The organism is Streptococcus sp. 27098_8_75, from assembly GCF_041432475.1.
GTDB classification, from domain to species: domain Bacteria; phylum Bacillota; class Bacilli; order Lactobacillales; family Streptococcaceae; genus Streptococcus; species Streptococcus gordonii.
In genome coordinates this window covers 385458-412084 of sequence record NZ_JAPVZR010000001.1, presented here as the reverse complement: position 1 = coordinate 412084, position 26627 = coordinate 385458, and the positions used below count along the sequence as shown (strand labels likewise).

General features: G+C 43.4%; 25 protein-coding genes. 15 read left to right on the top strand and 10 right to left on the bottom strand.

Annotated elements, in window-relative coordinates:
• The first annotated feature begins 74 nt into the window (after window positions 1-74).
• From mvk to fni, 4 genes are read left to right on the top strand one after another with little or no spacing between them, the layout of a single operon-like run.
• Entirely contained in the window at window positions 75-953 is an 879-nt protein-coding gene (gene mvk / locus O3640_RS01905) for a mevalonate kinase (protein ID WP_045772733.1), read from the top strand.
• Window positions 935-1882 (top strand): diphosphomevalonate decarboxylase, encoded by a 948-nt coding sequence (gene mvaD / locus O3640_RS01900; RefSeq protein WP_045772734.1) that lies wholly within the window; start codon window positions 935-937, stop codon window positions 1880-1882. Before mvk ends, mvaD begins: the two co-directional genes overlap by 19 nt.
• On the top strand, window positions 1872-2891 hold the full coding sequence (locus O3640_RS01895; RefSeq protein WP_195321592.1) for a phosphomevalonate kinase: 1020 nt from the start codon (window positions 1872-1874) through the stop codon (window positions 2889-2891). The genes mvaD and O3640_RS01895 overlap by 11 nt, the downstream gene beginning before the upstream one ends.
• Window positions 2872-3879, top strand: coding sequence for a type 2 isopentenyl-diphosphate Delta-isomerase (gene fni, locus O3640_RS01890; protein WP_141639255.1), 1008 nt, complete (start codon window positions 2872-2874; stop codon window positions 3877-3879). The genes O3640_RS01895 and fni overlap by 20 nt, the downstream gene beginning before the upstream one ends.
• A gap of 35 nt (window positions 3880-3914) precedes the next feature.
• On the opposite strand, the gene O3640_RS01885 is transcribed toward fni, so the two are convergent.
• From O3640_RS01885 to pflB, 5 genes are all read right to left on the bottom strand, one after another.
• Complete coding sequence (locus O3640_RS01885) at window positions 3915-5189, bottom strand: hydroxymethylglutaryl-CoA reductase, degradative (protein ID WP_195321590.1); 1275 nt, start codon at window positions 5187-5189, stop codon at window positions 3915-3917.
• On the bottom strand, window positions 5186-6364 hold the full coding sequence (locus tag O3640_RS01880; RefSeq protein WP_195321588.1) for a hydroxymethylglutaryl-CoA synthase: 1179 nt from the start codon (window positions 6362-6364) through the stop codon (window positions 5186-5188). Before O3640_RS01880 ends, O3640_RS01885 begins: the two co-directional genes overlap by 4 nt.
• Window positions 6365-6551: 187 nt before the next feature.
• Entirely contained in the window at window positions 6552-7007 is a 456-nt protein-coding gene (locus O3640_RS01875) for a threonine/serine exporter family protein (protein WP_045505394.1), read from the bottom strand.
• Between the two features lie 4 nt (window positions 7008-7011).
• Window positions 7012-7770 carry a threonine/serine exporter family protein gene (locus O3640_RS01870; RefSeq protein ID WP_195321586.1) on the bottom strand — a complete coding sequence of 253 codons (759 nt, stop codon included), beginning with the start codon at window positions 7768-7770 and terminating at the stop codon, window positions 7012-7014.
• 137 nt (window positions 7771-7907) lie between these two features.
• Complete coding sequence (gene pflB, locus O3640_RS01865) at window positions 7908-10223, bottom strand: formate C-acetyltransferase (RefSeq protein WP_195321584.1); 2316 nt, start codon at window positions 10221-10223, stop codon at window positions 7908-7910.
• A gap of 249 nt (window positions 10224-10472) precedes the next feature.
• On the opposite strand from pflB, the gene dinB reads away from it, so the two are divergent.
• From dinB to O3640_RS01840, 5 genes are all read left to right on the top strand, one after another.
• Window positions 10473-11537, top strand: coding sequence for a DNA polymerase IV (dinB, locus tag O3640_RS01860; RefSeq protein ID WP_195321582.1), 1065 nt, complete (start codon window positions 10473-10475; stop codon window positions 11535-11537).
• A gap of 211 nt (window positions 11538-11748) precedes the next feature.
• On the top strand, window positions 11749-12075 hold the full coding sequence (locus tag O3640_RS01855) for a hypothetical protein (RefSeq protein ID WP_195321572.1): 327 nt from the start codon (window positions 11749-11751) through the stop codon (window positions 12073-12075).
• 318 nt (window positions 12076-12393) lie between these two features.
• Window positions 12394-13188 (top strand): CPBP family intramembrane glutamic endopeptidase, encoded by a 795-nt coding sequence (locus O3640_RS01850; RefSeq protein WP_195321570.1) that lies wholly within the window; start codon window positions 12394-12396, stop codon window positions 13186-13188.
• 45 nt (window positions 13189-13233) lie between these two features.
• Window positions 13234-13980, top strand: a complete 747-nt coding sequence (locus O3640_RS01845) for a CPBP family intramembrane glutamic endopeptidase (protein WP_195321568.1) — start codon at window positions 13234-13236, stop codon at window positions 13978-13980.
• A 75-nt stretch (window positions 13981-14055) separates the two neighbouring features.
• Entirely contained in the window at window positions 14056-14694 is a 639-nt protein-coding gene (locus O3640_RS01840; RefSeq protein WP_195321566.1) for a TetR/AcrR family transcriptional regulator, read from the top strand.
• A 306-nt stretch (window positions 14695-15000) separates the two neighbouring features.
• On the opposite strand, the gene O3640_RS01835 is transcribed toward O3640_RS01840, so the two are convergent.
• The 4 genes from O3640_RS01835 to rnhC form a co-directional block, all read right to left on the bottom strand.
• A complete protein-coding gene (locus O3640_RS01835; protein ID WP_195321565.1) occupies window positions 15001-15945 on the bottom strand; it encodes a hypothetical protein in 945 nt (314 codons plus the stop codon).
• A gap of 56 nt (window positions 15946-16001) precedes the next feature.
• Entirely contained in the window at window positions 16002-18368 is a 2367-nt protein-coding gene (locus tag O3640_RS01830; RefSeq protein WP_195321564.1) for an ATP-dependent RecD-like DNA helicase, read from the bottom strand.
• A 94-nt stretch (window positions 18369-18462) separates the two neighbouring features.
• Window positions 18463-19065 (bottom strand): signal peptidase I, encoded by a 603-nt coding sequence (gene lepB / locus O3640_RS01825; RefSeq protein ID WP_195321563.1) that lies wholly within the window; start codon window positions 19063-19065, stop codon window positions 18463-18465.
• Between the two features lie 3 nt (window positions 19066-19068).
• Window positions 19069-19959 (bottom strand): ribonuclease HIII, encoded by an 891-nt coding sequence (gene rnhC, locus O3640_RS01820; RefSeq protein WP_195321562.1) that lies wholly within the window; start codon window positions 19957-19959, stop codon window positions 19069-19071.
• A 149-nt stretch (window positions 19960-20108) separates the two neighbouring features.
• Here rnhC and O3640_RS01815 point away from each other — a divergent pair, with 149 nt between their 5' ends.
• From O3640_RS01815 to trxA, 6 genes are all read left to right on the top strand, one after another.
• Window positions 20109-20414, top strand: a complete 306-nt coding sequence (locus O3640_RS01815) for a hypothetical protein (protein ID WP_008808274.1) — start codon at window positions 20109-20111, stop codon at window positions 20412-20414.
• Window positions 20414-20962 carry a CvpA family protein gene (locus O3640_RS01810; protein ID WP_048776392.1) on the top strand — a complete coding sequence of 183 codons (549 nt, stop codon included), beginning with the start codon at window positions 20414-20416 and terminating at the stop codon, window positions 20960-20962. Before O3640_RS01815 ends, O3640_RS01810 begins: the two co-directional genes overlap by 1 nt.
• A gap of 55 nt (window positions 20963-21017) precedes the next feature.
• Window positions 21018-23351, top strand: coding sequence for an endonuclease MutS2 (locus tag O3640_RS01805; protein ID WP_061583225.1), 2334 nt, complete (start codon window positions 21018-21020; stop codon window positions 23349-23351).
• A gap of 10 nt (window positions 23352-23361) precedes the next feature.
• Complete coding sequence (locus O3640_RS01800; RefSeq protein ID WP_227221257.1) at window positions 23362-24006, top strand: GNAT family N-acetyltransferase; 645 nt, start codon at window positions 23362-23364, stop codon at window positions 24004-24006.
• A gap of 100 nt (window positions 24007-24106) precedes the next feature.
• Complete coding sequence (locus tag O3640_RS01795; protein WP_195321560.1) at window positions 24107-25525, top strand: C69 family dipeptidase; 1419 nt, start codon at window positions 24107-24109, stop codon at window positions 25523-25525.
• Between the two features lie 84 nt (window positions 25526-25609).
• Window positions 25610-25924 carry a thioredoxin gene (trxA, locus tag O3640_RS01790; RefSeq protein ID WP_002898369.1) on the top strand — a complete coding sequence of 105 codons (315 nt, stop codon included), beginning with the start codon at window positions 25610-25612 and terminating at the stop codon, window positions 25922-25924.
• A 161-nt stretch (window positions 25925-26085) separates the two neighbouring features.
• Here trxA and O3640_RS01785 read toward each other — a convergent pair whose 3' ends face one another.
• On the bottom strand, window positions 26086-26604 hold the full coding sequence (locus O3640_RS01785; RefSeq protein ID WP_045772750.1) for a DUF4865 family protein: 519 nt from the start codon (window positions 26602-26604) through the stop codon (window positions 26086-26088).
• Window positions 26605-26627: the final 23 nt, after the last annotated feature.

The window sequence follows — 26627 nt, the reverse complement described above, 5'->3', positions numbered from 1 at the left end:
TTTCTCGTAAAAATCGCTTTTTTTTTCAAAGTATATTAAAATAATAGTTAAAGAAATAAATATAGGGAAAGATCATGACAAAAGAAATTGGTGTTGGAAAAGCACACAGTAAAATTATTTTGATGGGGGAGCATTCGGTAGTCTATGGCTATCCAGCTATTTCCTTGCCACTCAACCATATCGAAGTAACCTGCCGGGTCTTTCCGTCTGAGCGGGCCTGGACCCTCTACGCTGAGGATACACTGTCTATGGCTGTTTTTGCCTGTCTAGAACATCTCGGTCGGCAAGGGGCTAAGATTCGCTGTCAGGTGGAGTCTATGGTTCCTGAAAAGAGAGGGATGGGCTCATCGGCTGCGGTTAGTATTGCAGCTATTCGGGCTGTTTTTGACTACTTTGAAGAAGAGCTGGATGACCAAACCCTGGAGATTCTAGCCAATCGGGCAGAGATGATTGCCCATATGAATCCCAGCGGCCTTGATGCCAAGACCTGCCTTAGTGACGTAGCTATCAAATTCATCCGCAACTTTGGTTTCAGTGAAATTGAATTGGATCTGGATACCTTTTTATTGATTGCAGATACAGGTATTCATGGTCATACTCGCGAAGCCATCCGTGCTGTAGAAAGTCAGGGTCAAAAGGCTCTGCCCTTGTTGCAGGAATTAGGCAATTTAACGAAAATCCTTGAGAAGGCTATTTCTATCAAGGACCTGATGACGATGGGACAAGCTATGACCAAGGCTCATGAGAAGCTAGCCAAGTTAGGAGTGTCTTGCCAGAAAGCGGATGAGCTAGTAGCGGCAGCTCTTGAAAACGGAGCTTTGGGAGCTAAAATGAGCGGCGGTGGTCTGGGCGGCTGTGTCATCGCTCTTGTAGGAGAAAGAAGCCAGGCCGAGGCTTTAGCCGCCTTATTGAGAGAGAAAGGGGCCATTAACACATGGATCGAAAGCCTGTAAGTGTCAAATCCTATGCCAATATTGCAATTGTTAAATATTGGGGAAAGAAAGATGCAGAAAAGATGATTCCGTCTACCAGTAGTATTTCTCTGACACTGGAAAATATGTATACCGAGACGCAGCTGAGTCCTTTACCGGACTCAGCGACTGGAGATGAGTTTTATATTGACGGTCAGCTGCAAAGCCCGGCAGAACATGCCAAAATCAGTAAGATTATTGACCGTTTCCGCTCTCCAGAAGATGGTTTTGTCCGCGTTGATACCAGCAATAATATGCCGACAGCAGCAGGTCTATCTTCCAGCTCCAGCGGTCTGTCTGCCCTAGTCAAGGCCTGCAATGCTTATTTTCAGACGGGCTATCAGACGCAAGAGCTGGCTCAGCTGGCCAAGTTTGCTTCAGGGTCGTCTGCTCGGTCTTTCTTTGGTCCGCTAGCGGCCTGGGATAAGGACAGTGGGGCCATTTATCCAGTCAAGACGGATTTGAAACTAGCCATGATTATGTTGGTTCTGCACGATGAGAAAAAGCCCATTTCCAGCCGTGACGGTATGGAGCTCTGTGCTAAAACTTCCACCATTTTCCCAGATTGGATTGCCCAGTCTGCTTTGGATTATCAGGCCATGCTAGGCTATTTGCAGGACAATGATTTTGCCAAGGTTGGTCAGCTGACAGAAGAAAATGCTCTTCGGATGCATGCTACAACAGAAAAGGCTTATCCGCCGTTTTCTTATCTGACAGAGGGGTCTTATCAAGCTATGGATGCTGTCAGAAAGCTGCGGGAGCAGGGCGAGCGTTGCTACTTTACCATGGACGCGGGGCCCAATGTCAAGGTCCTCTGCTTGGAGGAAGACCTAGACCATCTGGCTGCTATATTTGAGAAGGACTACCGACTTATCGTCTCCAAAACAAAGGACTTGTCAAATGAAAGCTAGTGCAAGAGTCCAAACCTGCGGTAAGCTCTATCTGGCGGGTGAATATGCAGTGCTAACGGCCGGTCAGCCAGCCATTATCAAGGCCATCCCAATCTATATGACGGGAGAAATCCAGGCAGCGCCTGACTATCGCTTGACATCAGATATGTTTGAACACAGCGCTAATCTAGAGCCAGACCCTGATTATGCCTTGATTCAGGATACGATAGCAGTTATGAACACTTATTTGCTTACCTTAGGCTACCAACTTCAGCCTTTTTCACTGAAGATTAGTGGCAAGATGGAAAGAGACGGTAAGAAGTTTGGGATTGGCTCCAGTGGTAGTGTGGTTATGCTGACTCTCAAGGCCATAGCAGCCCTTTATGAGCTGGACTTAGAGTCAGAGCTACTCTTTAAGCTGGCTTCTTACGTTCTCCTCAAGCACGGAGACAATGGCTCCATGGGAGATCTAGCCTGCATTGCTTATGAAGACCTGATTTACTACCGGTCTTTTGATAGAGAACTGATCCGTAAGCGTATGGGCAAAGTTGATTTACAGCAATTACTAGCAGAGGATTGGGGTTTTGAAATTCGTAGTATTAAGCCTCGCTTAGCCATGGATTTTCTAGTTGGCTGGACCAAGCAGCCGGCGATTTCTAAGGACTTGGTCAATCAGGTCAAGTCAGCTATTTCAGAGTCTTTTTTGACAGGCAGTAGGACGCAGGTTGATACTTTGGAGAAGGCTTTATTAGCAGGAGAGAAACTTGCTATTCAGTCTAGTTTGAAAAAGGCTAGCCAGCTATTAGAAAGGCTCAGCCCAGCTATTTATACAGACAGGCTGAAAGTCTTAAAAGAAGTGGCAGAGGGACTAAATTGTGTGGCTAAGAGCAGCGGTGCCGGTGGTGGCGACTGCGGGATTGCTCTCAGCTTTGATGCTGCATCTAGTAAGAAATTGATTCAAGCCTGGCAAGCAGCTGGCATTGAGCTATTATACAGAGAAAGGATGGGCCATGATGAGCCAGAATCGTAAGGACGACCATATCAAATACGCCTTAGAGCAGCGTCCGGGTTACAACAGTTTTGATGAAATGGAACTGGTTCACCGTTCTCTGCCCAAGTATGATTTGGCGGAGATTGACCTATCTACTCACTTTGCTGGTCGTGACTGGGACTTTCCTTTTTATATCAATGCCATGACTGGCGGCAGCCAAAAAGGCGGTCAAATCAATGAGAAACTGGCTCAAGTAGCTGAAAGTTGTGGCCTTCTTTTTGTGACTGGCTCTTACAGCGCAGCCTTGAAAAATCCTTCTGATTCTTCCTATCGGGTGGCGGCTGGTCGGCCTAATTTATTGCTGGCTACCAATATCGGCTTGGACAAGCCTTATCAAGCCGCCCAGCAGGCGATAGCTGATTTGCAACCCCTCTTTTTGCAGGTCCATGTCAATCTCATGCAGGAATTACTGATGCCAGAGGGTGAGCGGGAGTTTCGTTCTTGGCGCCAGCACTTGACGGATTATAGTCAGCGACTGGATCTTCCCCTAATTCTTAAAGAAGTTGGCTTTGGCATGGATCGCTCTACTGTCGAAGAAGCGCGCTCCTTGGGGATTCAGACTTTTGATATTTCTGGCCGTGGTGGTACTAGCTTTGCCTATATTGAAAATCAGCGGGGTGGCAATCGTGACTACCTCAATGATTGGGGACAATCTACTCTGCAGAGCCTGTTGGCTCTGCAGCCATTGCGCGATGAGGTCGAACTCTTGGCTAGTGGAGGTGTCCGCCATCCTTTGGATATGATCAAAGCCCTTGTCTTAGGAGCTAAGGCAGTTGGCCTCTCTCGTACCATGCTGGATTTGGTGGAAAATCACTCAGTGGAAGAGGTAATTGATATTGTAGAAGGCTGGAAATCGGATTTGCGCCTCATCATGTGTGCCCTGTCCTGCCGAAACTTGCAAGAACTAAAGAATGTACCCTATCTACTCTATGGGCGACTGAAAGAAGCTCAGGAACAGATTAAATAGCATAAAGACATACAAAAAAGGCCGTCAAGGCCTTTTTACTTGTCCTGTTTTCGTAAGTCAGCTAGTATTTCCTGAGCAGCAGCGAGGTTGAAAGTCTTCTTGGCTGTTAAGCGACGGACTACAGCAGCAATTTCTTCGTCCTGGGCTCCAGCTTGCAATGCTAAAGATTTGGCTTGCAATTTCATGTGTCCGGCTTGGATGCCAGTGCTGACCAGGGCTTTGAGGGCAGCGAAATTTTGCGCCAATCCAACCGATACGATGAGGGATGCCAATTCCTTAGCCTGAGGCTGCCCCAGCAAGTCAAAGCTAGCTGCCACTGCGGGATTGAGGCCGATGGAGCCTCCCTTAGTTGCAATGGGCATGGGCAGGGTCATCTGGCCATGAAGCTGGCGTTTGTCTGGGTCCGCAGTCCAAGTAGAGAGACCGCGGTAGCTTCCTTCTCGGCTGGCATAGGCATGAACGCCAGCTTCTATAGCCCTCCAGTCATTTCCAGTAGCTATCACCAAAGCATCAATACCATTAAAGATGCCTTTATTGTGGGTAGCTGCTCGGTAAGGGTCGACCTGGGCTAGCTTGCTAGCCAGCTGCATCTTATCCGCAAGAAGTTCCGCCTCAGCCTTATCCCGGCTGAGAAAGCGATAGTCGATGACACAGCGGACTGTTACGAGGCTATCTGTTGCATAGTTTGACAGGATAGCCATCAGACTTTTACCACCAGTCAGCTCTTCCAGAGGGAGAGTGAGAGCCTCTAGCATGGTGTTGAGCATATTGGCTCCCATAGCTTCCTGCGTATCCACAGATAGATAAAAAATGAGGAAGTCTTCCTTTTGTTCCAGCCAAAGATCTCTAGCACCACCACCACGAGCCACAATCGATGGATAGGCTTGGTTGGCCTGCTCCAGCAACTCTTTCTTTTTCCTGAGAACACCTTTGATGGCTTGGTCTGCATTATCAACCTGATAGAGGGCGATTTGCCCAATCATCTGGCGTTTGTGAACTTCAGTTTCAAATCCGCCTGAACGTTTGATAATCTTAGCGGCAAAGCTAGCCGCTGCTACCACAGATGGCTCTTCTGTCACAAATGGAACTTGATAGGTCTTACCATCCACCAGAAAGTCTGGCACCAGAGAGTAGGGTAGGGCTAGAGTTGCCAGCACATTTTCACTCATCTGGTTGGCTGTTTCCAAAGGCAAAGTCTGCTGACTGTTTAGCAGCTGCCAATGTTCATCTTGTAAAAGTTCCTTTTCTTTCAGCATCTGTAGCCGTTCAGCAGGAGTTTTTTTGGAAAATCCAGTCCAGTTTATTTTCATGATGATTTCTCAACTTTAATGTACTTACGCTGATGCTCTGCAATTTCCGCCAGAGCAAAGCTTTGTTCCTCATAGCCAGAGAAGCTGGCATTGCCCTCCGCATCCAGCTCGGCTTCTGCAAAAAAGATATGCTCGTATTCTTCAACAGAAAGAGCTTGACGCTGGTCTAGTTCCTCCAGACGTGTCCGTGACAGCTGTTTTTCATAGCCTGGAACTAAGGAAGCGCTGAAAATTTCTGCTACAGCACCACTGCCATAACTAAAGAGAGCAATTTTGTCACCGGCCTTAAGATTGTCTGAGTTTTCTAAGAGGGACAAAAGGCCTAGAAAAAGCGAACCTGTGTAAATATTTCCGACTTTTTGGCTATAGAGGATTGATTTTTCAAAGTTTTCCTTAAGCTGATCTTGTTGCTCTTGAGGCAGGCTTTTATCCATGATTTTATTGAGACCTTTAAGGGCAAGTTTTGGATAAGGAAGATGGAAGCAGTAGGCTGCAAAATCTTTGAGAGAAAGCTTGTGACGCTTTTGGTACTCGTCCCAAGTCGTTTTTAAACAATCCAAGTATTGTTGGGTAGAGTAGAGTCCATTTACATAAGGAGTTGTCGAGTAATTTGGACGCCAAAAATCCATAACGTCGCGAGTTTGTGCGACATTGTCTTCATTGAAAATTAAGATGCGAGGATCCTTGCTTATCAACATTGCAATAGCTCCCGCTCCCTGAGTTGGTTCACCAGGAGTATTAATACCATATTTGGCAATATCACTGGCAATAACGAGGACCTTGCTATCTGGATATTTTTCGATATGGAGTTTGGCGTAGTCAAGTGCAGCAGTAGCACCATAACAGGCTTCTTTAATCTCAAAACTCCGGGCAAAAGGCTGGATCGCCAAAAGGCCATGAATAAAAACGGCCGCTGCCTTACTCTGATCAATGCTTGACTCCGTAGCTACAATGACCATGTCAATCTTCTCTTTGTCTTCACTTGTCAAAATGGGATCTGCAGCTGCAGCTCCTAAGGTGATAATATCTTCTGTCAGAGGAGCAATGCTGAGTTCTTTAAGCAGGAGTCCCTTGCTTAGTTTTTCTGGATCGGTAGCACGGGCAGCTGCTAAATCGTTTAATTTCAAGACATAATTGGAGGTTGCAAATCCAATTTTATCAATTCCTATTTTCATATTAAAACCTCATATCTTGATATGATTATCAAGAGTATTTCAACATCTATTTTACCATAATTCAAAATAAAACTGATAAAAAAGCCCTGTCGAACAAAGACAGGGGACTTAAAACATCTTAGTGAAAAACCTATTTTTACTAAGATTTAATCAGAAACATCAAATTTGTTTAGCGTTTATAATTACTTTAATAATGAACGTGCTTTCTTTTTTGAATATACTTAAAAAGTTTTAACGCAACTGTACCACTGGCCATTCCAATCGAAATAACTAGGGCCAATATGACGACTAAGGTGGCATTAACCATGGCCTTACTATAATCACCAGTTACAAAGAATGCGGTTGTTCGATAGGAGAGGTAGCCAGGGACTAAGGGGGCCAGAATTGACAGGATGAATACAACTGCAGGAGTTTTATAAATAACACTCATAATTTGGCTACAGCAAGATCCGACGATAGCAGCTACAAAGGTGGCTACGATAACATTGGTCGGGCCTTTTAAAAGTAAATAAAGAAGCCAGATAGACATCCCCAGTAGGCCAGCTGGAATTAGCATTCTGCGTTGGACATTTAAGACGATAAGAAAAGTGATAATAGCCAACAAACTTGCAAGAGCTTGGAGGAAAAATGTTAGTATTGTCATAGTTCTATTTCATTAATACAAGGGCAACGGAAGTACCCGCACCAAGAGCTAGGGTAATGAGAAGAGATTCAAAAAGTTTACTCATTCCCGAGTTAATGTGGTTGGTCATGATGTCACGGACCGCATTAGTCAGGGCAATCCCAGGGACAAAAGGCATGACAGAGCCTGCTATAATCAAGTCTGCAGTTGAGTTAAAACCAGAGTAACGGGCCCAAGCCTGTGCTAACAAACCAAAAACAAAGGCACCTGCAAAGGCTGTAACAAAAGGAATTCGTACATACTTCTCAGCGTAAAGTGAAAAGGTAAAGCCAAAGAAGGTTGCCACAGCAGCGCCAAGTGCATCGTAAAAATTTCCTCCGAACATGATGGAAAAAAATGGGGCACTGAGCGTAGCTGCAATGGTCAATTGTTTCTTGTTGTAAGGCAGACGTTTGTTTTTGAGACGCAAGAGTTCATCGTAAGCCTCTTGCAAGTTTAATTGACCACTGGTCAACTGACGGGAGACTTGGTTGACATCACAGACCTTCTCAATATTATAATTTGAATGCACAATACGTTTCATACGAGAGAAATTCGTATTCTCGACTGAGAAGAAAATCGCTACTGGCATTGCTAGAGCATTGCAATCGATAATCCCCTGCGAATGAGCGATCCGAATCATGGTATCTTCAACTCGGTAGATTTCGGATCCACTTTGCAATAAGAGGGTGCCAGCTAGCATGATGACATCTACGGTTAGATTAAATTCTTTTGACTCTTCCATAATCTCTTTCCAAGTGTTTCTAAACTTTCTTCTATTATAGCAAAATTCAGAAGCTTCTTCATAAAAATTCCATGTAAAATCAAAAAAGAAGACTGGAAATAAACCAATCTTCCTTTATAGTTTAATTTAATGACTTATTAGCTCAAAGCATCATCCATTGAAAGAACTTCGTGGAATACACGTTGAGTCAATTCAGTTTTTTGCTCTGGAGTGAGGTACTTAGTATTTACACAGTAACCAGAAATACGAACGATAACGTCTTCACCAGACATAATCTTGTCGTAAACGTCCTTCAAGTCCATAACGTTCAAGTTAACGTGTTGTCCACCATTTTCAAAGTAACCATCAAGGATTGTTACCAAGTTGTCTACTTGTTCGTCATGAGTTTTACCAAGCGCACGAGGTGATACTTGAGTTGTCAATGAGATACCGTCAGCTGCGTAACTGAAGTCCAAGCTAGCAAGTGAGTTCAAGTTTTGCAACCAGCCACCTTTTGCTTTGTTAGATGGATTAGCACCTGGTGAGAAGAACTCAAGTTTAGACAAGTTCACAGTACCGTCTTCGTTGAGGTATACTCCTTTGTGGACTGGTGAGTTACCAGTTTGTTTAGAGTAAGCAACGTTAGATGTGATTGTCAAGAGTGATACTGTAGCTTCAGCGTTCTTGTAAAGTTTATGGCTACGCAAACGAGTTGTGTAAGCTTCAACCAACCATTCAGCCAATTCATTTGAACGAGGATCATCTTCACCCCAACGTGGGTATTCACCGATTGTTTCGTAATCGTAGATGTATCCATTTTCGTCACGGATTGGTTTAACTGTAGCGTACTTGATAGCTGACAATGTATCAACAGTGTTAGCAAATCCACAGATACCAAATCCCATGTTCGCACGTTGGTGAGTAGGCAAGAAGGCCATTTGAACAGCTTCGTAGTTATACTTGTCAGTCATGTAGTGGATGATGTTCAAAGCATCTACGTAAGTGTCAGTCAACCAGTCAAGTGATTTTTCAAAGTTCGCTTTAACTGATTCAAATTCAAGAACTTCGTCGCGGATAGGCTCGATGTCAAATACTTTGTAGTCTTTATGCACATCGTCGTAACCACCGTTGAGACCTGTAAGAAGAGCTTTCAGAACGTTTACACGAGCACCGAAGTACTGGATGTTGTGGCGTTGTTCTTCATTTTCTGGGTCAAGTGGAGATACACAACATGAGATACAGCTCATTTCACCATATCCGTCTTTAGCCATTGTTGTCACACCTTCGTATTGGATAGAAGAGTGTTTGTGGCTCATGTGCATACAGTAGCGACGGAAGTTGTAAGGTAATTTGTCAGTCCAAAGAACTGTCAAGTTTGGTTCAGGTGAGTTACCGATGTTGTCAAGTGTATTCAAGAAACGGTAGTCCATCTTAGTAACACGGTGACGACCATCGTTACCCATACCTGCCATAGAAGTAGTGATGAAGGTTGGGTCACCAGAATAGAGTTGGTCGTAAGCTTTTGTACGAGCAAATTTAACAGTACGAAGTTTTAAAACGAAGTCATCGATAAATTCTTGGATTTCGCTTTCAGTGTAAGTGCCACGAGCAAGGTCACGTTCTGCAAAGACGTCAAGAACGATTGGTACACGTCCAAGAGAAGTTGCGGCACCGTTGATAACACGGCAAACTGCCATGAAGGCGATGTTTGTCCATTGGATAGCTTCTTTAGTATCGAAAGCAGGACGGCGAACATCAACTCCGTAAAGATCACCTAATTTAACAACTTCACCAAGTGCTTGGTATTGCAAGTTGATTTCTTCGCGAAGACGAATTGTTTCTTCGTCGATTTCTGTCAAAGCATTCCAGTCGTTTACTTTTTCAGCCATCAAGTAGTCAGCTCCATAAAGAGCAAGACGAGCATAAACTCCGATGATACGTCCACGAGAGTATGCATCTGGAAGACCAGTAACTGTGTGAGCGTGGCGAGCACGACGAATGTTTGAAGTGTAAGCACGGAAGATACCATCGTTAACTGTTGTCACGTACTTAGTAAAGATTTCGTGAACAGCTGGATCTGGTTCATAACCATTTTCCTTCAAAGTTGTTTCAGCCATACGGATACCACCTTTTGGCATGAAGTTTAATTTGAAGAGTTCGTCGTTTTGGATACCATAGATTAGTTCGTTATCTTTGTCGATGTAGCCAGCTGGGATACCTGCAATAGAAGCTGGACGAGTGTCCATTGGGAAACGAGTTGCTTCATAGTGAGCCTTTGTCTCTTCAACAATCTTTTTAATATGAAGAGAACGTTCAGTTGGACCTGCTAAGAAGCTTTCATCACCATCGTAAGGAGTGTAGTTAGCCTGAACAAAGCGTGAAATACTTGCTTTTTCTTTCCAATCTTCACCTTTGAAGCCTTCCCAAGCCTTGTCAAAAATATCTTGTGCTTCGACAACAGTTTTAACAACCATGTTAAATTCCTCTTTTTCTTTCTAGTAACAAGCATCTGTTACATTTGTATAGTTAAAGTATAACACAGAGTAATCGTTTACACAAAGTGTTTTCGGGATATGTAAGCCTTTTCTTTTATAATACAGTTATCTAAAATTCTAAAAAGTGTACTATATAGATGGATGAGAGAAATTTCTCAGCAAATAGTTGGGCAAAAATGAGAAAAAGGTTATACTAGAATTGGAAAACAAGAATAAGAGGCGACTAGAATGTTGATTTTTCCATTAATTAATGACACATCAAGAAAAATCATTCATATTGACATGGATGCCTTTTTTGCTGCTGTCGAAGTCAGGGATAATCCTAAGCTAAAGGGACATCCGGTCATCATCGGTAGCGATCCTCGTTTGACAGGTGGTCGTGGCGTCGTCTCTACTTGTAACTATGAAGCACGAAAGTTTGGCGTCCATTCTGCTATGAGCTCCAAGGAAGCATACGAACGATGTCCACAAGGGATTTTTATTTCGGGAAATTACGAAAAATATCAGACGGTCGGTTTGCAGATCCGAGAGATTTTCAAACGTTATACGGACTTGATTGAGCCAATGAGCATCGACGAGGCTTATCTGGATGTAACGGAAAACAAGCTTGGGATTAAATCTGCAGTCAAAATAGCCAAGCTGATTCAGCACGATATCTGGAATGAGCTGCAACTGACGGCTTCGGCAGGTGTTTCTTATAATAAGTTTCTGGCCAAGATTGCCAGTGACTATGAGAAGCCTCATGGCCTGACTGTCATTCTACCCGAAGAGGCTGAGGCCTTTCTGGCGCCTATGGACATTGCCAAGTTTCATGGAGTTGGTAAGAAGAGCGTTGAAAAACTGCATGAAATGGGCGTTTATACTGGTGCAGATCTGCTTAAGATACCAGAAATGACCCTGATTGATAAGTTTGGTCGCTTTGGTTTTGACCTCTACCGGAAAGCGCGTGGCATCAGCAATAGCCCGGTCAAGTCCAATCGCATTCGTAAGTCAATCGGGAAGGAGCGGACCTATGCCAAACTACTCTATAGTGAGGAGGACATCAAGAAGGAGCTGACCTTGCTGGCTCAGAAGGTAGAAAATAGCCTGACTAAGCATGATAAGAAAGGACGAACCATCGTTCTGAAAATCCGCTATGCCGATTTCTCCACCTTGACTAAAAGGAAAAGTTTGAATCTAGCCACTCAAGACAAGGAGCAAATCGAGCGAACGGCTCATGAGATTTACGATAGCTTGGAAGAGCAACCACGAGGTATTCGTCTGCTAGGTTTGACAGTAACGGGGTTTGAATAAAGATAAAGGCTTGGTTCATTACCAGGCTTTTTTATATATTGTTTTTAGTATGAGAGAGTTGCTTGTGTCGAGTTTCTAAGTTGGCTGATGATTTTCATTGAGCAAAAATAATCTTTTTTGAAAAAATACTGGACAAAGTTTTCTGTATCTGTTATACTGAGTTTATAAAATAAAAACCGTCCGGTCGGTTTTTAAAAAGAAAGGAGCAGAAATGAAGAAATCTGTAGTAGAAAAAACAAGCGAGCACATTCTCAAGTTGAATCAGGAGCTGGATCGGCAGCGGGAAGGTCAGAAAGAGTTTTTGCAGCAGCAGGCAGAAAAACGTAAGGTGTGGCTAGAAAAGATAACACAGGATGAGAATCTCATACGCTATTCTAAGTGGGGAGTCAAAGCTGGATATGCTGTCCTTGCTGGTGGCTTGCTGACTTCTGTCTTTAGCCCTTGGCGAGGACTGGGTATTATGGCAGTAGGCAGTCTGAGCCTTGCCTCCAATCTCTGGCAAATTCGGCGATTGCAAAATAAAGAAAGGAGCAAGTAGCAGAGCAATGGTTTGTCTTAAGCATCAGAGTCAGGACAACTTAGAAACTAAAAGCAGCAGGCAGTAGCTAGACGGTGCTGACATAGCTTTTAGCATTATTTAGTCTATCTTTGCTTTTTATTTTAGGCAAGGACTAAAAGACTACGTTTTCTATTTGGCGCAGGTCTTTATTTTTTATAATAAAACAAACCGAATGGTCGGATTTTAAAAATCTGCGTTTCAAAACAGGCAATCATCTGAAAAACTGAAAGTAAAGGATGCCTTTGTCCAGTTTTCGGATGACTTTTCACTATTCTACATTTGATAAGGAGTTATCGTATGAACAAACAAACACATGTAGAGCCAGAACCCAAGCATATTTGGCCTTTCTTAGCTTGGACCTTTGGTATTAGCTGGGGATCCTGGCTGATTCTGTATATTTTAGCCGCCCTGAAGCTGACCAGCGGGGCTGAGCCTTTGGGCTTTGCTTTCCTTCTCATCGGTGGCTTCGGACCGTCCTTGGGAACTTTTATCAGCCTCAAAATTTCTCATCCTAAGAAGATGCTGGACTTTATCTTTTCTCATGCTAAGGGTTGGTGGATTTATATGCTGGCCTTCTGTCTGGTTCGGGTTTTGACCCTTTTTATCGCCAATCCAGCCCTGCCACCTCTGAATGCCGTTCTGATGTTTCCTCTGGGCTGGACCTTTGTCACCTTTGCTGGGGGAGGGAATGAAGAACTGGGCTGGCGGGGCCTCCTGCAGCCGGCTCTGGAGAAAAAATTCTCCTTCCCTCTGGCAACTGTCATCACGGCTCTGGTCTGGGTGGCCTGGCATCTGCCCCTCTGGCTGATTCCGGGAACGAGTCAAAGTCAGGTTTCTTTGCCCTTCTATCTCTCCTTTGGTATCTTGCTCAGTTTCTGTCTGGCGGTTCTCTACAAGCAGACGGCCTCTGTCTTTGCCTGCATGGTCTTTCACGGCTGCATTAACTTTGCTCAGGCGACGATTGTCGGCAGTGCTACAAATGGCGGAAGGTATCTCAGCTTCCAGGCTGCTAATCTGGTCATGACCGCACTGCTGGTCGGCTGGTGGTATTGGAAGGGCAACCGGAAAGGGGCTGAGAAAGATGCAAGCTAAAAATCTTGGCAATCGCTCTTCTGCCAAAGAAAAAGGAGTTATCGTATGAACACACAAACACATGTTGGGCCAGAACCCAAGCATATTTGGCCTTACTTAGCTTGGACCTTTTGTATTAGCTGGGGATCCTGGCTGGCTTCGGCTTTCCTGAGGATTCCTATTATTTCCCAGGTCCTAACCATCGCTGGTGTTTTTGGCCCGGCCATTGGAGCCAAACTGGTCTTAGGAAAATCGTTCAAGGAGCTCTTGGCTTCTATCGGATCGGCCCGAAAAAGGACTTGGGTCCTTCTCTTGATTTTGACAATTCTTTATACCCTTTCCATAGTCTTTTGGAGCCCGCTCCTGCCTGGTTTTAGCCCCCTCAGGATTGCTCTGCTTTTTCTCATGACGACTCTTCTGACAGGAGGCAATGAAGAGATTGGCTGGCAGGGCTTCCTGCAGCCAAGTCTGGAGAAGATCCTGCCCTTCCCTTTGGCAACTGTAACAACTGGGTTAATCTGGGCTGTCTGGCATCTGCCCCTCTTCTTTACCCCCGGTAGCAGTCAGGTAGGGACTTCTTTTCTAGTCTTTACTGCCGCCTGCCTGCTCGCCCGTTTCTGGCTGGCGGCTCTTTACAAGGTCAGTCAGTCCATCCTTTACTGTGTTCTTTTCCACGGGGCCATCAATACCATTGGTGAAGGCATCTTTGTAGGCAAGGGAACGGAAAATCCGCTCTTTTTCCTAGGTTATATCTTGATGGCGGCTTACAGTATCTATCTTTGGTATCAAAGGGATCAGCAAGACAAGGCTTAAAGATATTTTTATGATTTTGTATTTCCCTGGCTTTTTTGATAGAATAAAGCTATATTAGAAACAAAGGGGAACAGAATGGCGCAGCGAAAAGACAAATCCCAGGCCATGAGAGAAAAAATTTTAAATACAGCAACCCAGCTCTTTATCCAAAAGGGGTCCGAAAAGACCAGTATGCAGGATATTGCTCAGACGGCAGGCATCTCCAAGGGGGCTATCTATCATCATTTCAAGTCAAAAGATGAGATTGTCCTGGCGGTGATGAGGAGCCGGCAGGAGCTGATGGAAGAAGAGATGAAGCAGTGGCTCAAGGCTACGGAAAATCTGACCGGCAGGGAGCAGCTGCAAACCATCCTCAAGTCCAATCTGGAAAGTCAGACAGCCCGGGCCATAGACGGCATTGTGGATGAGTACGAGCAGGATGCAGGTTTTATTTTGACCATGATGCGGGACAATCTGCGGATAGGCGCCCCTCTGGTCAGCGATATTATCAAAAAAGGCATGGCAGATGGGTCTATCCAGACTCAGTATCCGGACCAGGCTGCGGAAGTCTTTCTGCTGTTGGTGAACTTCTGGATGAATGAGACCGTTTTGGAAAGCGATCCTGAAAAAATGCCAGAACGCTTCCACTTTCTGCAGTTTATGATGACCTCGGTCGGCATGGATATCTTTAATGATGAGCTCATGCAGCTCTTTAGCCAGAAAAATAAGCATTAAAAAAGGCGATAGGACAGAACTAAAAAATTTAATTCTGTCCTAGCCTTTTTATTTATGTGCTGAATATACTGTGGATATCTTCCTCGGTCAGGCCGATTAGGGGGTCGATTTTCAGAGAAAAGTTTTGAAAAGCAGGCTGAGCGTCTCCGCTTTATGCTGGAATCCATTGGCATTGATATTCTTAGTGATGAGCTGATGGAGCAGACTTTGACATACTTAAAACGAAGCTAAGCGATGATTGGTACACCGAATTTTCCAAATACAATTGTAGAAAGTTAATATAAAGATGACAGCAAACGGTCCTCTTTATAATTCAATATTTGGAAATTTTTCACTTATATAATGGTCCACCTGAGTTAAGGCTAGCTCTGTCTTAGAAGCGCTAGCTCGTTTCATAGGTAGTTTATCTTCCTTGCCATTGGTGTGTACAATACAAAGTTGATTTTTTCTAATGATTGGAATAAATAAAAAGCTGGTTGTGAACTTGGAATGATAGATTTTCTTTGCATCCTCTAAATTGCTGATTTTAAATGTCGAGTGATAGCTTACCAGATGATTCTTATACAAAAAGATTCGGATATCTGCTTCATTTTGGCCACCCAAGATTTGGATTTGTTCCAGTGAACCATGGAGTTCAGGGTAAAGATTGTAAAACTCTTTTAATTCTTTTTGACTGAATAGATAGCTCTTCACCCCTTTCAGAAAGAAGGGCATCCCAAGGAAGAAGAATAGAAAGAAGACAATTTGACCTCTATACCGTATGGAATCAGTATCTTCTAAGGTAATGTAGTAATCAAGTTGAGCAGATTTTTCATCATCAGAAAGTTTGGAAGCCATCATTTCCGAGTAATTCTTGATATTAGAAGAATTGTTGACGTTTGCTATCAGCCATTTGGGATTCTCTTTTAAGTCTTGAGTATTCCTGAGGTCATCGATTAAATCATAAAAATCTGAATCATCAGCGTGTAGTCCAATCTTGCTTTCCTTGCCACTTTCATCCTTATAGGTTACGGTATAAAAGAAGGTTGAGTAATCTTTTCCTTTTAATTCTGCTTCAGGTCCAGAAACATCCGTAATTTGTATGGCATAGTCTCCTGTATTAGTGACTTTTGAGGGTAGGGTTTCTCCTTTATCTCTTAAAGATTTTGTAGTGACATTCCTATAAGATAGAAGGGATATCAGTCCAAGGATAAGGAAGACAGAACCAAAGAATAGTCTGGTAAGCAGTCTGGGATATGGGTTGTATTTCATTATAACTCCTTTAAAAGTAAGATTTCCTAACTATAAATAGTAACTAGCGGTGCAAACTATTTTTTAAAAATATCTTTAATATCCTCTTCTCTAATTCCAATCATGGGATCAATACTGAGGTAGTTATCAAGAGTAAGGATAAAACCATCTTCAAGAATTGGATCGTCTGTGTCAGAATTAGTGGTGACAACTTCAGCAGGCTCTTCTCTTTCTAAAAGATCAGAAAAACGAGGAATAAGATAAGTTTTGCGGGCAGTACCGGTGTTTTTGACGGCATAGTCAAAGGCTACTTTTTCCCCAAGTAAGATCAACTTGCTCTTGGCCCGGGTAATGGCTGTGTAGACCAGATTGCGCTGGAGCATGCGGTGGCTGCTGCGGGTGATAGGCAGGATGACCACGGGAAACTCGCTGCCCTGAGACTTGTGAATACTCATGGCATAGGCCAGGCGGATCTTGTACCACTCGCTACGTTGATAGACGATTTCATTTCCATCGAAGTTGATGGTAAGTTCATCTTGCTTAGAGTCGGTGTATTTGCCAGGCAAGAGGTCGGTGATATAGCCCAGATCGCCGTTAAAGACATTGCTTTCAGCATCGTTGACCAGATGAATGACCTTGTCCCCTTGCCGGTATTGGCAGTCTGGCGCTTCAAAGACCAGTTGGTCTTTTTCTGATGGATTTATTAAATCTTGCATGAGTTGGTTGATCTGGTCGATTCCTGCGGGTCCTCGGTACATAGGAGCCAGGACTTGGACGTCCTGGGCAGGGATACCACTGCGAATGGCGGCGGCTACGATTTTCTTAATCATATCAGGGATATACTCGCCAGACGCTTCGAAATAGGATCGATCCGCCTTTTTTTCAGTAAAATCAGCCGGCAGAAGTCCTTGCTGGATTTGACTGGCCAGGGTAACGATTGTTGAATCTTCTCCTTGCCGGTAGATTTTTGTTAGTTTGGTTTGGGGTAGGAGAGGTATTTTTAAAAGATCGGCCAGAACCTGACCGGGACTGACAGACGGAAGCTGGTCAGCATCCCCCACAATGAGGATCTTACTGTTGGAAGAAATATTGCTGAGCAGTTGATTGGCCAGCCAAGTATCGACCATAGAGAACTCGTCTACAATGATGAAATCAGCATCCAAATAGTCATCTAAATGACTGGTATCATCATCTCCAGTCATCCCCAGATGCCGGTGAATAGTAGCACTGGGCAGTCCAGTCAATTCATTCATTCGTCTGGCAGCTCGTCCAGTCGGAGCAGCAAGCAGAATAGGTAATTCCTGTTTCTTAGCTAAATCTAGCTTGTGAAGAGTGGCATAAGTAGCAATAATGCCGTTGATAACAGTTGTTTTACCAGTTCCTGGCCCACCCGTCAAAATAAACACCTTATGATTAATGGCATCGCAGATGGCCTTCTTTTGAATATGGTCATAGCAGATTCCTAAATCTTGCTCGACTTGTTCGATGATACTTTCGAGTTTTGGAGTATCAAAAGTTTCTTGTTTGCCTTTTTCTAAAATCCGAATCAGATTGCTACGGATACCTTCCTCGGCGAAATAAAGACTGTTTTCAAATATTTTTGTCTCAACGTTTTGGATCTTATCTTCTTCGATAAGGTGGGCCAATTCATCCGCTACCAAGGAAGGATCAAGTTCAACCTGACGGGCATTCTCCAGCAAATCAATGGTGTGGGATAGCAAGTCACGTGCTTCTATATAAGTATCACCTGTCTCCATAGATTGGCTGAAAAGGGTATGAACAAGCCCAGCCCGGAAACGCTCTGGAGCATCGCTTTCAATACCAAGTTGCTGGGCCAACTGGTCAGCTATTTTGAAACCAATACCTTGAATGTCTTCAACCAGTTGATAAGGATATTTTTGGACAATTTCCAGCGTTTCTTCTTTATAGGTATCTTGAATCTGCAAGGCTAATTTATTAGGAATGCCATATTCAGCGAGTTTAGAGAGCAACATCTCTGTGCCGTAATTTTGTCTAAGTTTGCTGACGAAGGCTTCCCGATTGACTGCAGAAAGGCCGTTAATAGTTACGAGTCGGCTAGGATCAGCCAAGATCTGGTCAATCGTATTATCGCCATAGAGGTCTATTATCTTTTGGGCGGTCTTAACACCGATTCCTTTAAAATGATCGCTAGCAAAATACTTGACCAGGCCCTTACTAGTTGGCTTTGCTCTTTCGTAGCGAGTTACTTTTAGCTGTTCCCCGTATTTGGGATGTTGAACAAGAGTTCCCCAAAAAGTATAGTCTTGTCCTTCCATGATATCGGCCATGGTTCCGGTCACGATAATCTCAAAATCATCAAATTCTGCATCTGTGTCTTCGATATCCAGCAACAAAATTCGAAAGAAATTGTTGGGATTTTCAAAAATTATGCGTTCGACGGTTCCTGAAAAATAGAATTCCATATCTCTCATCCTAGAAAAAAAGGCAGACAAGCCAATGAAACCTGCTGTCCTGCCCTTTTTATTTCTTGATTCTTATTTGCTTAACAAATGGTACTTAGAAGATACCAATCTTATTGAGTGGCCAGAAGCGTAATTTCGCTTCTCCTTCAATTTGACTGGCCTTGAAGTTTCCAACTTCCCGGCTATCTCGTGATACGAGTCGGTCGTCTCCTAGAAGGAAATAGTGTCCCTTAGGAACTTCGACAGTGAATGTTGAGTTACCTAGAGAGTCCTGAGTGAAAGAGTTGGCTTGTTCAGCGATTTGCTGGAACATCTTCCGGTAAGAATAAGTCGACTGCAATTTGTCCTTTTTAAATTTAGAAATATATTCTTTTAAGTAAGGCTCATCAGTTTTCTTACCATTGATATAGAGTTGGTCGTTTTCATATTTGATGGTATCACCAGGCATACCAATCACTCGTTTGACAATTCGTTTCTCGTTCCCATTTTCATCTGTTTCCTTAGCAACAACGATATCAAAACGGTCGATGGGTAGATAGCGGACTTCGAGTAGATACTCTCCATCGGCAAGGGTCGGGTCCATTGAGTGGCCACTTACCAAAAATGGGGACCAGAGGAAGAGGCGGGTGAGGAGCAAAATAGCCATGAAGAGGATGAAAAATCCCCATTCTTTCATAAATTTTCTAAAACCAGACATAACTTACCTTTCTAGTAATTGTTTTGCTTTTTGAGTATTTTTAAAATGTAGCTTGGCGCTTGTTTCAAGACCGGCCATACCATAAGCCTTCAAAATCTGACTGGCCACTTGATCACTTTTAGCTCCTGCTCCGCTTGGTAATTGGTAGCCTAATTCCTGGCTCAGAATCTCTAGATTCTCCAAGAAAAGGTCGCGGGCTATAATGGAACTGACAGCCACAGCTAAGTATTTTCCTTCAGCTTTTTCTTCTAAATGAATCGCCTGACTAACCTGATTTCGCTCTTGCTTGACATGACGCTGGTAATTGGTGCTGCTAGTGAAGGCATCAATTACGATTTGATCAGGTTTTATTCCTTTTTCTAACAAGAGATAGATGGCTTGGTTGTGAAGGGCAACCTTGACTGAGACAGCATTGTAACCTGAAGCAATGACTTGGTTGTACTTCTTGGGTGACAAGAGCAGGGCTTGGTGGTTAATTTTTTCTTTTAGGATAGGGGCTAACTGGCGAATTTTTTGATCCGTCAGGGTTTTAGAATCTCCAACTCCTAATTTTCTGAGAAAATCTTCCTGTTCTTTAGTGACAAATGAAGCCACAACAGCTAAACCACCAAAATAGGAACCATTACCGACCTCATCCGTTCCTATCATAGCTTGGTAGGTGATTTTCTGAGGAGGTTGAGTGAGATTTGCTGTCTCTTTGAAAAAAAGAGCATATTTACCTGCCTCTTCTCCCTGAAGAAGTAATTTACCAGAAGTATAGACGCTGGCTGTTGCTTGCTCCAAACGGAAAAAATAACGGATATAAGGATTTTTACTAGAGCTGAGATATTTTTTATATTGCTTAAGAAATGCTTGAATCTCCTGCTCACTCGGTGTTAAGGTGAATTGTCCCATGCCTTCTATTTTAACATAAAAAAGAGTAAAGTTGAAAAAAAGATTGACGGACTTTTTATCTTCAAGTATATTTTAGAAAAGCAGGATAGAGGGGTGGCCCTGACCTGACAAAAGGCTTGATATTTGGTATAATATAACGAGGTGATTTTATGGCAAATTTGAATCGATATAAGTTTACATTTGGAAAGAAGACCATGACTTTGACAACAGGGTTTGATAATCTGTTTATGGAGGAAGTCGAAAAGGTCGCGACAGAAAAATACCAAGCAATCAAGGAAAGAATGCCCCAAGCGGATGATGAAACCTTGGCTATTTTGCTTGCCATTAACAGTCTGTCGACTCAGTTAAATCGTGAAATTGAATTTGATGACAAGGAAAGAGAATTAGAAAGTTTGCGTCGAAAAGCCCTAACTGAAATAAAAGAAAAATCTTTGCAAACAGAGGGGCCTTTATGATTATTTCACTACTAATTTTACTAATTCTAGCGTGGAGCTTCTATATTGGCTACTCTAGAGGGATTGTTCTTCAGGCTTATTATTTGCTATCAGCTATTGTAGCCTTTTTTATCGCTAGTCAATCTTACCAAGGTTTAGCACGCTTTTTAAGTTTGTGGGTCCCCTATTCGAGTGCGACAGAAGGAGCAACAACGTATTATTTTCCTAACAATCAGCTCTTTCATTTAGATAAAGTCTTCTACGCTGGCCTAGCTTTTTTCATCATTTACACCTTTGTTTATGCGATTGGTCGCTTCATCGGGATTTTTATCCATTTAGTACCTAAAGGGAATACGGATTCTCGTTGGTATAATGTTGCAAGCGGTGTAATTGCTGTTCTCATTTCCTTATTTGCCATTGAAATGTTCCTAACGATTTTCGCTACTGTACCACTAGCTTTTATTCAAGATCGCTTAAATCACAGTGGTTTAGCAAGCTTTATTATTAACCATACCCCAATCACATCTAGTCTCCTGAAGTATTTTTGGGTTACCAAGATGATTGGATAAAAGGACTCAGTTGGCCTACTAGCTGGGTTCTTTTTCACTAGAAAAAGATATTATCATGAATACAAAAATATTAGAAACCTTAGAATTTAATAAAATAAAAGACTTGTTCCAAGGCTTTTTGCAAACGGAGCAGGGAAAGTTGGAATTACAAGTTTTACAGCCGACCACAAAAAAAGAGGCAATTGAGAGAGCCTTTTTAGAAGTTGCAGATATGGAGCAGATTTTAGTAGAAGATCCGCATTTTCATTTGGCAGCAACCAAGGATATCACTGCTATTAGCAAGCGTTTGGAGCTTGATGGTGATCTGAATATCGAGGAATTGCTTGTTTTAAAAAAGGTTTTGCGCGTTTCGCATGACTTGGTTACTTTTTATAATGATTTAGAAAATGTTCGACTTCAAGAATTGAACCGTGTTTTTGAAAATCTAGTCGATTTCCCTGCTATTCAAGGGAGTCTGTTAGCTGTCAACGACGGGGGCTTTATTGAAAGTTTTGCCAGTGAGGATCTGGGGCGAATCCGTCGTAAGATCCAAGAGAATGAAAGCAAGGTACGAGATCTTTTGCAAGAAATTCTCAAAAACAAGGGAGACATGCTGGCAGATCAAGTGATAGCCAGCCGGAATGGCCGCAATGTGCTGCCGGTTAAAAACACCTATCGAAATCGGATTCCAGGAGTGGTGCATGACATTTCTGCCAGTGGAACGACCATTTATATCGAGCCTAGGGCAGTGGTTAACCTCAATGAGGAAATTTCCAACTACAAGGCGGACGAGCGCTACGAACTCTTGCGAATTTTGCAAGAACTATCTGCTATGATTCGCCCTCATGCAACTGAAATTGCCAACAATGCTTGGATTATCGGTCATCTTGACTTGGTGATGGCCAAATTGGCCTTTATGAGAGAACGAGGAGCAGTAGTGCCAGCCTTATCCGAGACACAAGCCATTCAGTTGCTACAGGTTCGTCATCCCCTGATTGAAAATGCAGTAGCTAATGACCTGCATTTCGGACAAGACTTGACAGAGATTGTCATTACTGGGCCAAATACCGGTGGTAAGACCATCATGTTGAAGACCTTGGGGCTAGCTCAGATCATGGCTCAGTCAGGTCTGCCGATTTTGGCGGACAAGGGGAGTCGCGTTGGGATTTTCAGTCAGATTTTTGCAGACATTGGGGATGAGCAGTCCATTGAGCAGAGCCTGTCGACTTTCTCCAGCCACATGACCAATATCGTCTCTATTTTAGAGCAGGTTGATAGCGAGAGTCTGGTTCTGCTGGATGAGCTGGGAGCTGGGACTGATCCTCAGGAGGGAGCGGCTCTGGCTATTGCTATCTTGGAAGATTTGCGGCTAAGACAGATTAAAACCATGGCGACGACCCACTATCCTGAGCTCAAAGCCTATGGGATTGAGACGGACTGGGTGGAAAATGCCAGCATGGAATTTGATACTGATAGTTTGCGACCGACCTATCGCTTTATGCAGGGAGTGCCTGGTCGTTCCAATGCCTTTGAAATCGCTCGCCGCTTAGGCTTGTCTGAACTTATCGTTAGCCATGCCCAAGAGCAGACCAACACAGACAGCGATGTCAATCGGATTATTGAGCGCCTGGAAGAGCAGACGCTGGAAAGTCGCAAGCGCTTGGATAATATCCGCGAGGTGGAGCAGGAAAATCTCAAATTTAACCGAGCCCTCAAAAAACTTTACAATGAGTTTAACCGAGAAAAAGAAACCGAACTCAATAAGGCACGCTTGGAAGCTCAGGAAATCGTTGATTTGGCTCTATCAGAGAGTGAGAGCATTCTCCAAAATCTCCATGCTAAGTCCAGTCTCAAACCTCATGAGATTATCGAAGCCAAGTCTCAACTCAAAAAGTTGGCACCAGAAACGGTTGATTTATCAAAGAATAAGGTGCTCAAGCAGGCTAAGAAACATCGGGCGCCCAAGGTGGGAGACGATATCCTAGTCACTAGCTATGGTCAGCGGGGAACCTTGGTCAAGCAGCTCAAGGACGGCCGCTGGGAAGCTCAGGTAGGTCTCATCAAGATGACTCTAGAGGAACAGGAATTTAATCTTCTCAAGGCTGAAAAAGAGCAACAACCTAAGCGCAAGCAGGTCAATGTGGTCAAGCGAGCTAATACTGCTGGACCAAGAGCTAGACTGGATTTACGAGGTAAGCGTTACGAAGAAGCTATGAAAGAGCTAGATGAATTTATCGATCAGGCCCTTCTTAATAATATGGCTCAGGTAGATATTATCCATGGTATCGGGACCGGGGTCATCCGTGAAGGAGTGACTAAATACCTCCGCCGCAACAAGCATGTCAAGTCCTTCGGCTATGCTCCGCAAAATGCTGGCGGTAGCGGTGCAACGATTGTGATCTTTAAGTAAGAGGCCAGAAATGAAAATACAAATCTATGACTCGATTTATGAGAAAAGTTGGGTTTATACAAAAGCTTTGAGTTATCTCTTTTCGCCTTTCTTTGATGATATGAGCCGCAGCAAGGACGAGTTTACTGAAGAACCTTACCAAGATTCGGTTGAGCTCATAGCAGTAGAAGATGATCAGGTTGTTGGGCTTCTGGATATTGGGATTTACACTGAGGAAGCAAGTCATTCTTATCCATATTATCCAGGGAAAAAGATAGCTTACTTTGCTAATCTGGCTGTCCATCCTGATTTTCAGAATCAAGGGATAGCTAGCCAACTCTTTCATAGTGCTTGGGAGCAGCTGCATGAAAAGAAAGTTGAGGCCTTGATCATCTTTACCAGAGACGGAGGACAAGCAAATCACCTCTATCAGAAGTGGGGCGGCAAGCTGATTTGTCAAGATTATTTAGTGGTAGGGCGCCCCAAAGATCAAATAGCATTTTCTTTTAGCGTTGATGCTAAGCAACAGACAATCTGCCTGACAGACAAGTCAGGAAATTCTTTAGGCTATTATCAAAGAGAAGGGCATTATATTGTCTCAAGGAAAGAAGATTTAGAGCATTTTGAGATTGATGAGCTTTACAAAGAGCATACCTATGTCTTGAAAATCGAATAGGGCATTGGAAGTTTCAGCGTAGAGATAACAGCAGGTTCTTTTATGAGGGCCTGCTTTTTGCTATAATGTAAGTAGCATAAAGAGTACCGGAGGGAAAATAATGAGAATAAAGCATGCATCAGATTCCTGCACGACTATTTTGGTGGGAAAGAAGGCCAGTTACGACGGTTCAACCATTGTGGCTCGTACAGAGGATTCACAAAATGGGGTCTTTACAGCTAAGAAATTTGTCGTAGTGGAGCCACAAGACCAGCCCCGCCATTATCAGTCAGTTTTGACATCCTTTGAGATGGATTTGCCGGACAATCCAGTCCGCTATACGGCAGTGCCAGATGCAGTTCCCAAAGATGGGATTTGGGGAGCAGCTGGAATTAACAGCTACAATGTTGCTGTCAGCGCGACGGAAACAATTACGACCAACAGCCGCGTGCTGGGGGCTGATCCTTTGGTAGAGTCAGGTATCAGCGAGGAAGATATCCTTACGCTGGTTCTTCCTTATATCAAAACGGCTCGTGAAGGGGTTCTACGCTTAGGGAAAATCCTAGAGGAATACGGCACTTATGAGTCCAATGGAATTGCAATCTCAGATGTCAACGAAATCTGGTGGCTGGAAACCATTGGCGGTCACCATTGGATGGCGCGGCGCGTGCCAGATGATGCCTATGTGACCAGTCCAAATCAGCTGGGCAGCGATTATTTTGAATTTGACAATCCAGAACACTTCCTCTGTCATCCAAATCTTAAAAACTTTATCGAGGAAAACCACCTCAATCTGAATTACTCAGATGAAGGCTTCAATCCGCGCTATGCTTTTGGCAGCCAGAAGGATAAGGACCGCCATTACAATACACCGCGAGCTTGGGATATCCAGCGTTTTCTCAATCCAGAGGTGGAGCAAGAACCAAGGAGTTTCTTCATTCCATGGTGCCGCAAGCCATACCGCAAGATCACGATCGAAGATGTCAAGTATGTCCTGAGCAGTCACTATCAGGATTCGCCTTATGATCCTTATGGAGCAGAAGGGGACCACCACAGCAGACGGGCCTTTCGGACTATCGGGATCAATCGGACCAGTCAGACAGCCATCTTGCAGCTACGCCCTAATCAACCGCAGGAAACGACAGGGATCCAGTGGCTGTCCTACGGCTCCATGCCTTACAATACAGCCGTTCCTTTCTTTACTCAGGTCTCAACTACACCAGACTACTTTGCCAATACGACAGACAAGGTTTCAACGGATTCTTTCTACTGGGCTAATCGCTTGATTGCAGGACTGGCTGATGCTCATTTTAGTAGTCATGTCGGAGACTTGGATGATTATCAGGAAACGACCATGGCTTGGGGACATGAAATGATTGGTCGGGTAGACCAAGCTCTGGCCAAGGGTGAGGTCGTTGACTTTGAATCTGAAAATCAAGCTATGAGCGACAAGGTGCAAGAAGCTACAGACCAGCTCTTGGAGAAAGTCCTCTTGGATGCCAGCAATCTCATGGTCAACCACTTCTCATTGAGTGACTGAGTTCTTATCCGTAGCAAATATTTTTCTTTCTCTTGTTTTTGGTGTAAAATGTTAACAAAAGTAAGCTATTAAAGGAGAAAATTTATGGTAGCAGCAGTTACAGATGCAACATTCGCAGAAGAAACAAAAGACGGATTGGTTCTGATTGACTTTTGGGCAACTTGGTGTGGTCCATGCCGTATGCAGGCGCCTATTCTAGAGCAGTTGGCAGGAGAAGTCCATGAGGACGAACTGAAAATCCTCAAAATGGATGTGGATGAAAATCCAAATACTGCCCGTGAATTTGGCATTATGTCCATTCCGACCCTTCTGTTTAAGAAAGATGGTCAAGTCGTTAAACAAGTCGCAGGTGTTCACACCAAAGACCAACTCAAGGCTATTATCGCGGAATTGAGTTAATATCATAGCTAAAAAAATCGTTACATAGCGTAACGATTTTTTCATTTAGCTGATGACAGTAAAGGTCATACAATTTTGGGAAGAGCAAGTATACTCTCATAGTTTGAAAAATAGCGAAGAAGTGTTTGCTCAGGCGTTTCCCTATTACTTATCATAGGTGCTTATTGTGAAATGTGTAAAATTTCAAATGTTGGTAGTTGTGTGTCGGGTTTATTGGTATAAAAAGTAAAGATACATTTTTTCCATTTATCAGGATTAAAAATAACAACTTTGCCGCTTTCGTTGGTTTGCATTTGCTCGTAAATGGTAAAGGATTTTAAACTTTCAGATACTTCTATATCAATGACTTCTAATGTAGCATATTTACTTGAGTCAAAATGATCAGATATTTCGACTGATGAAGTCACTCCGATTTCAATATTTTGCCAGCCAAACGAATTTAAAATATGATCAAAGTAACCATCAAATATGAATTTTGTCATTCCGTTGGTATTTTTCCAAATATATAGCGGACAGTAACTATTAAATAATTGGCCTTCAGACTTTTCAGAGATTAAATAAACTTTGAAAAACAAATCGTCGAATCCATCCATTAAATGACCTGTATTTCGGACACGTTGTCTAATGATATCCATATCATAATCTGATGGTAATTTTATAGTATATTGCATTGCTTGCATAGCAGTACCCCTTTTCTAATGAA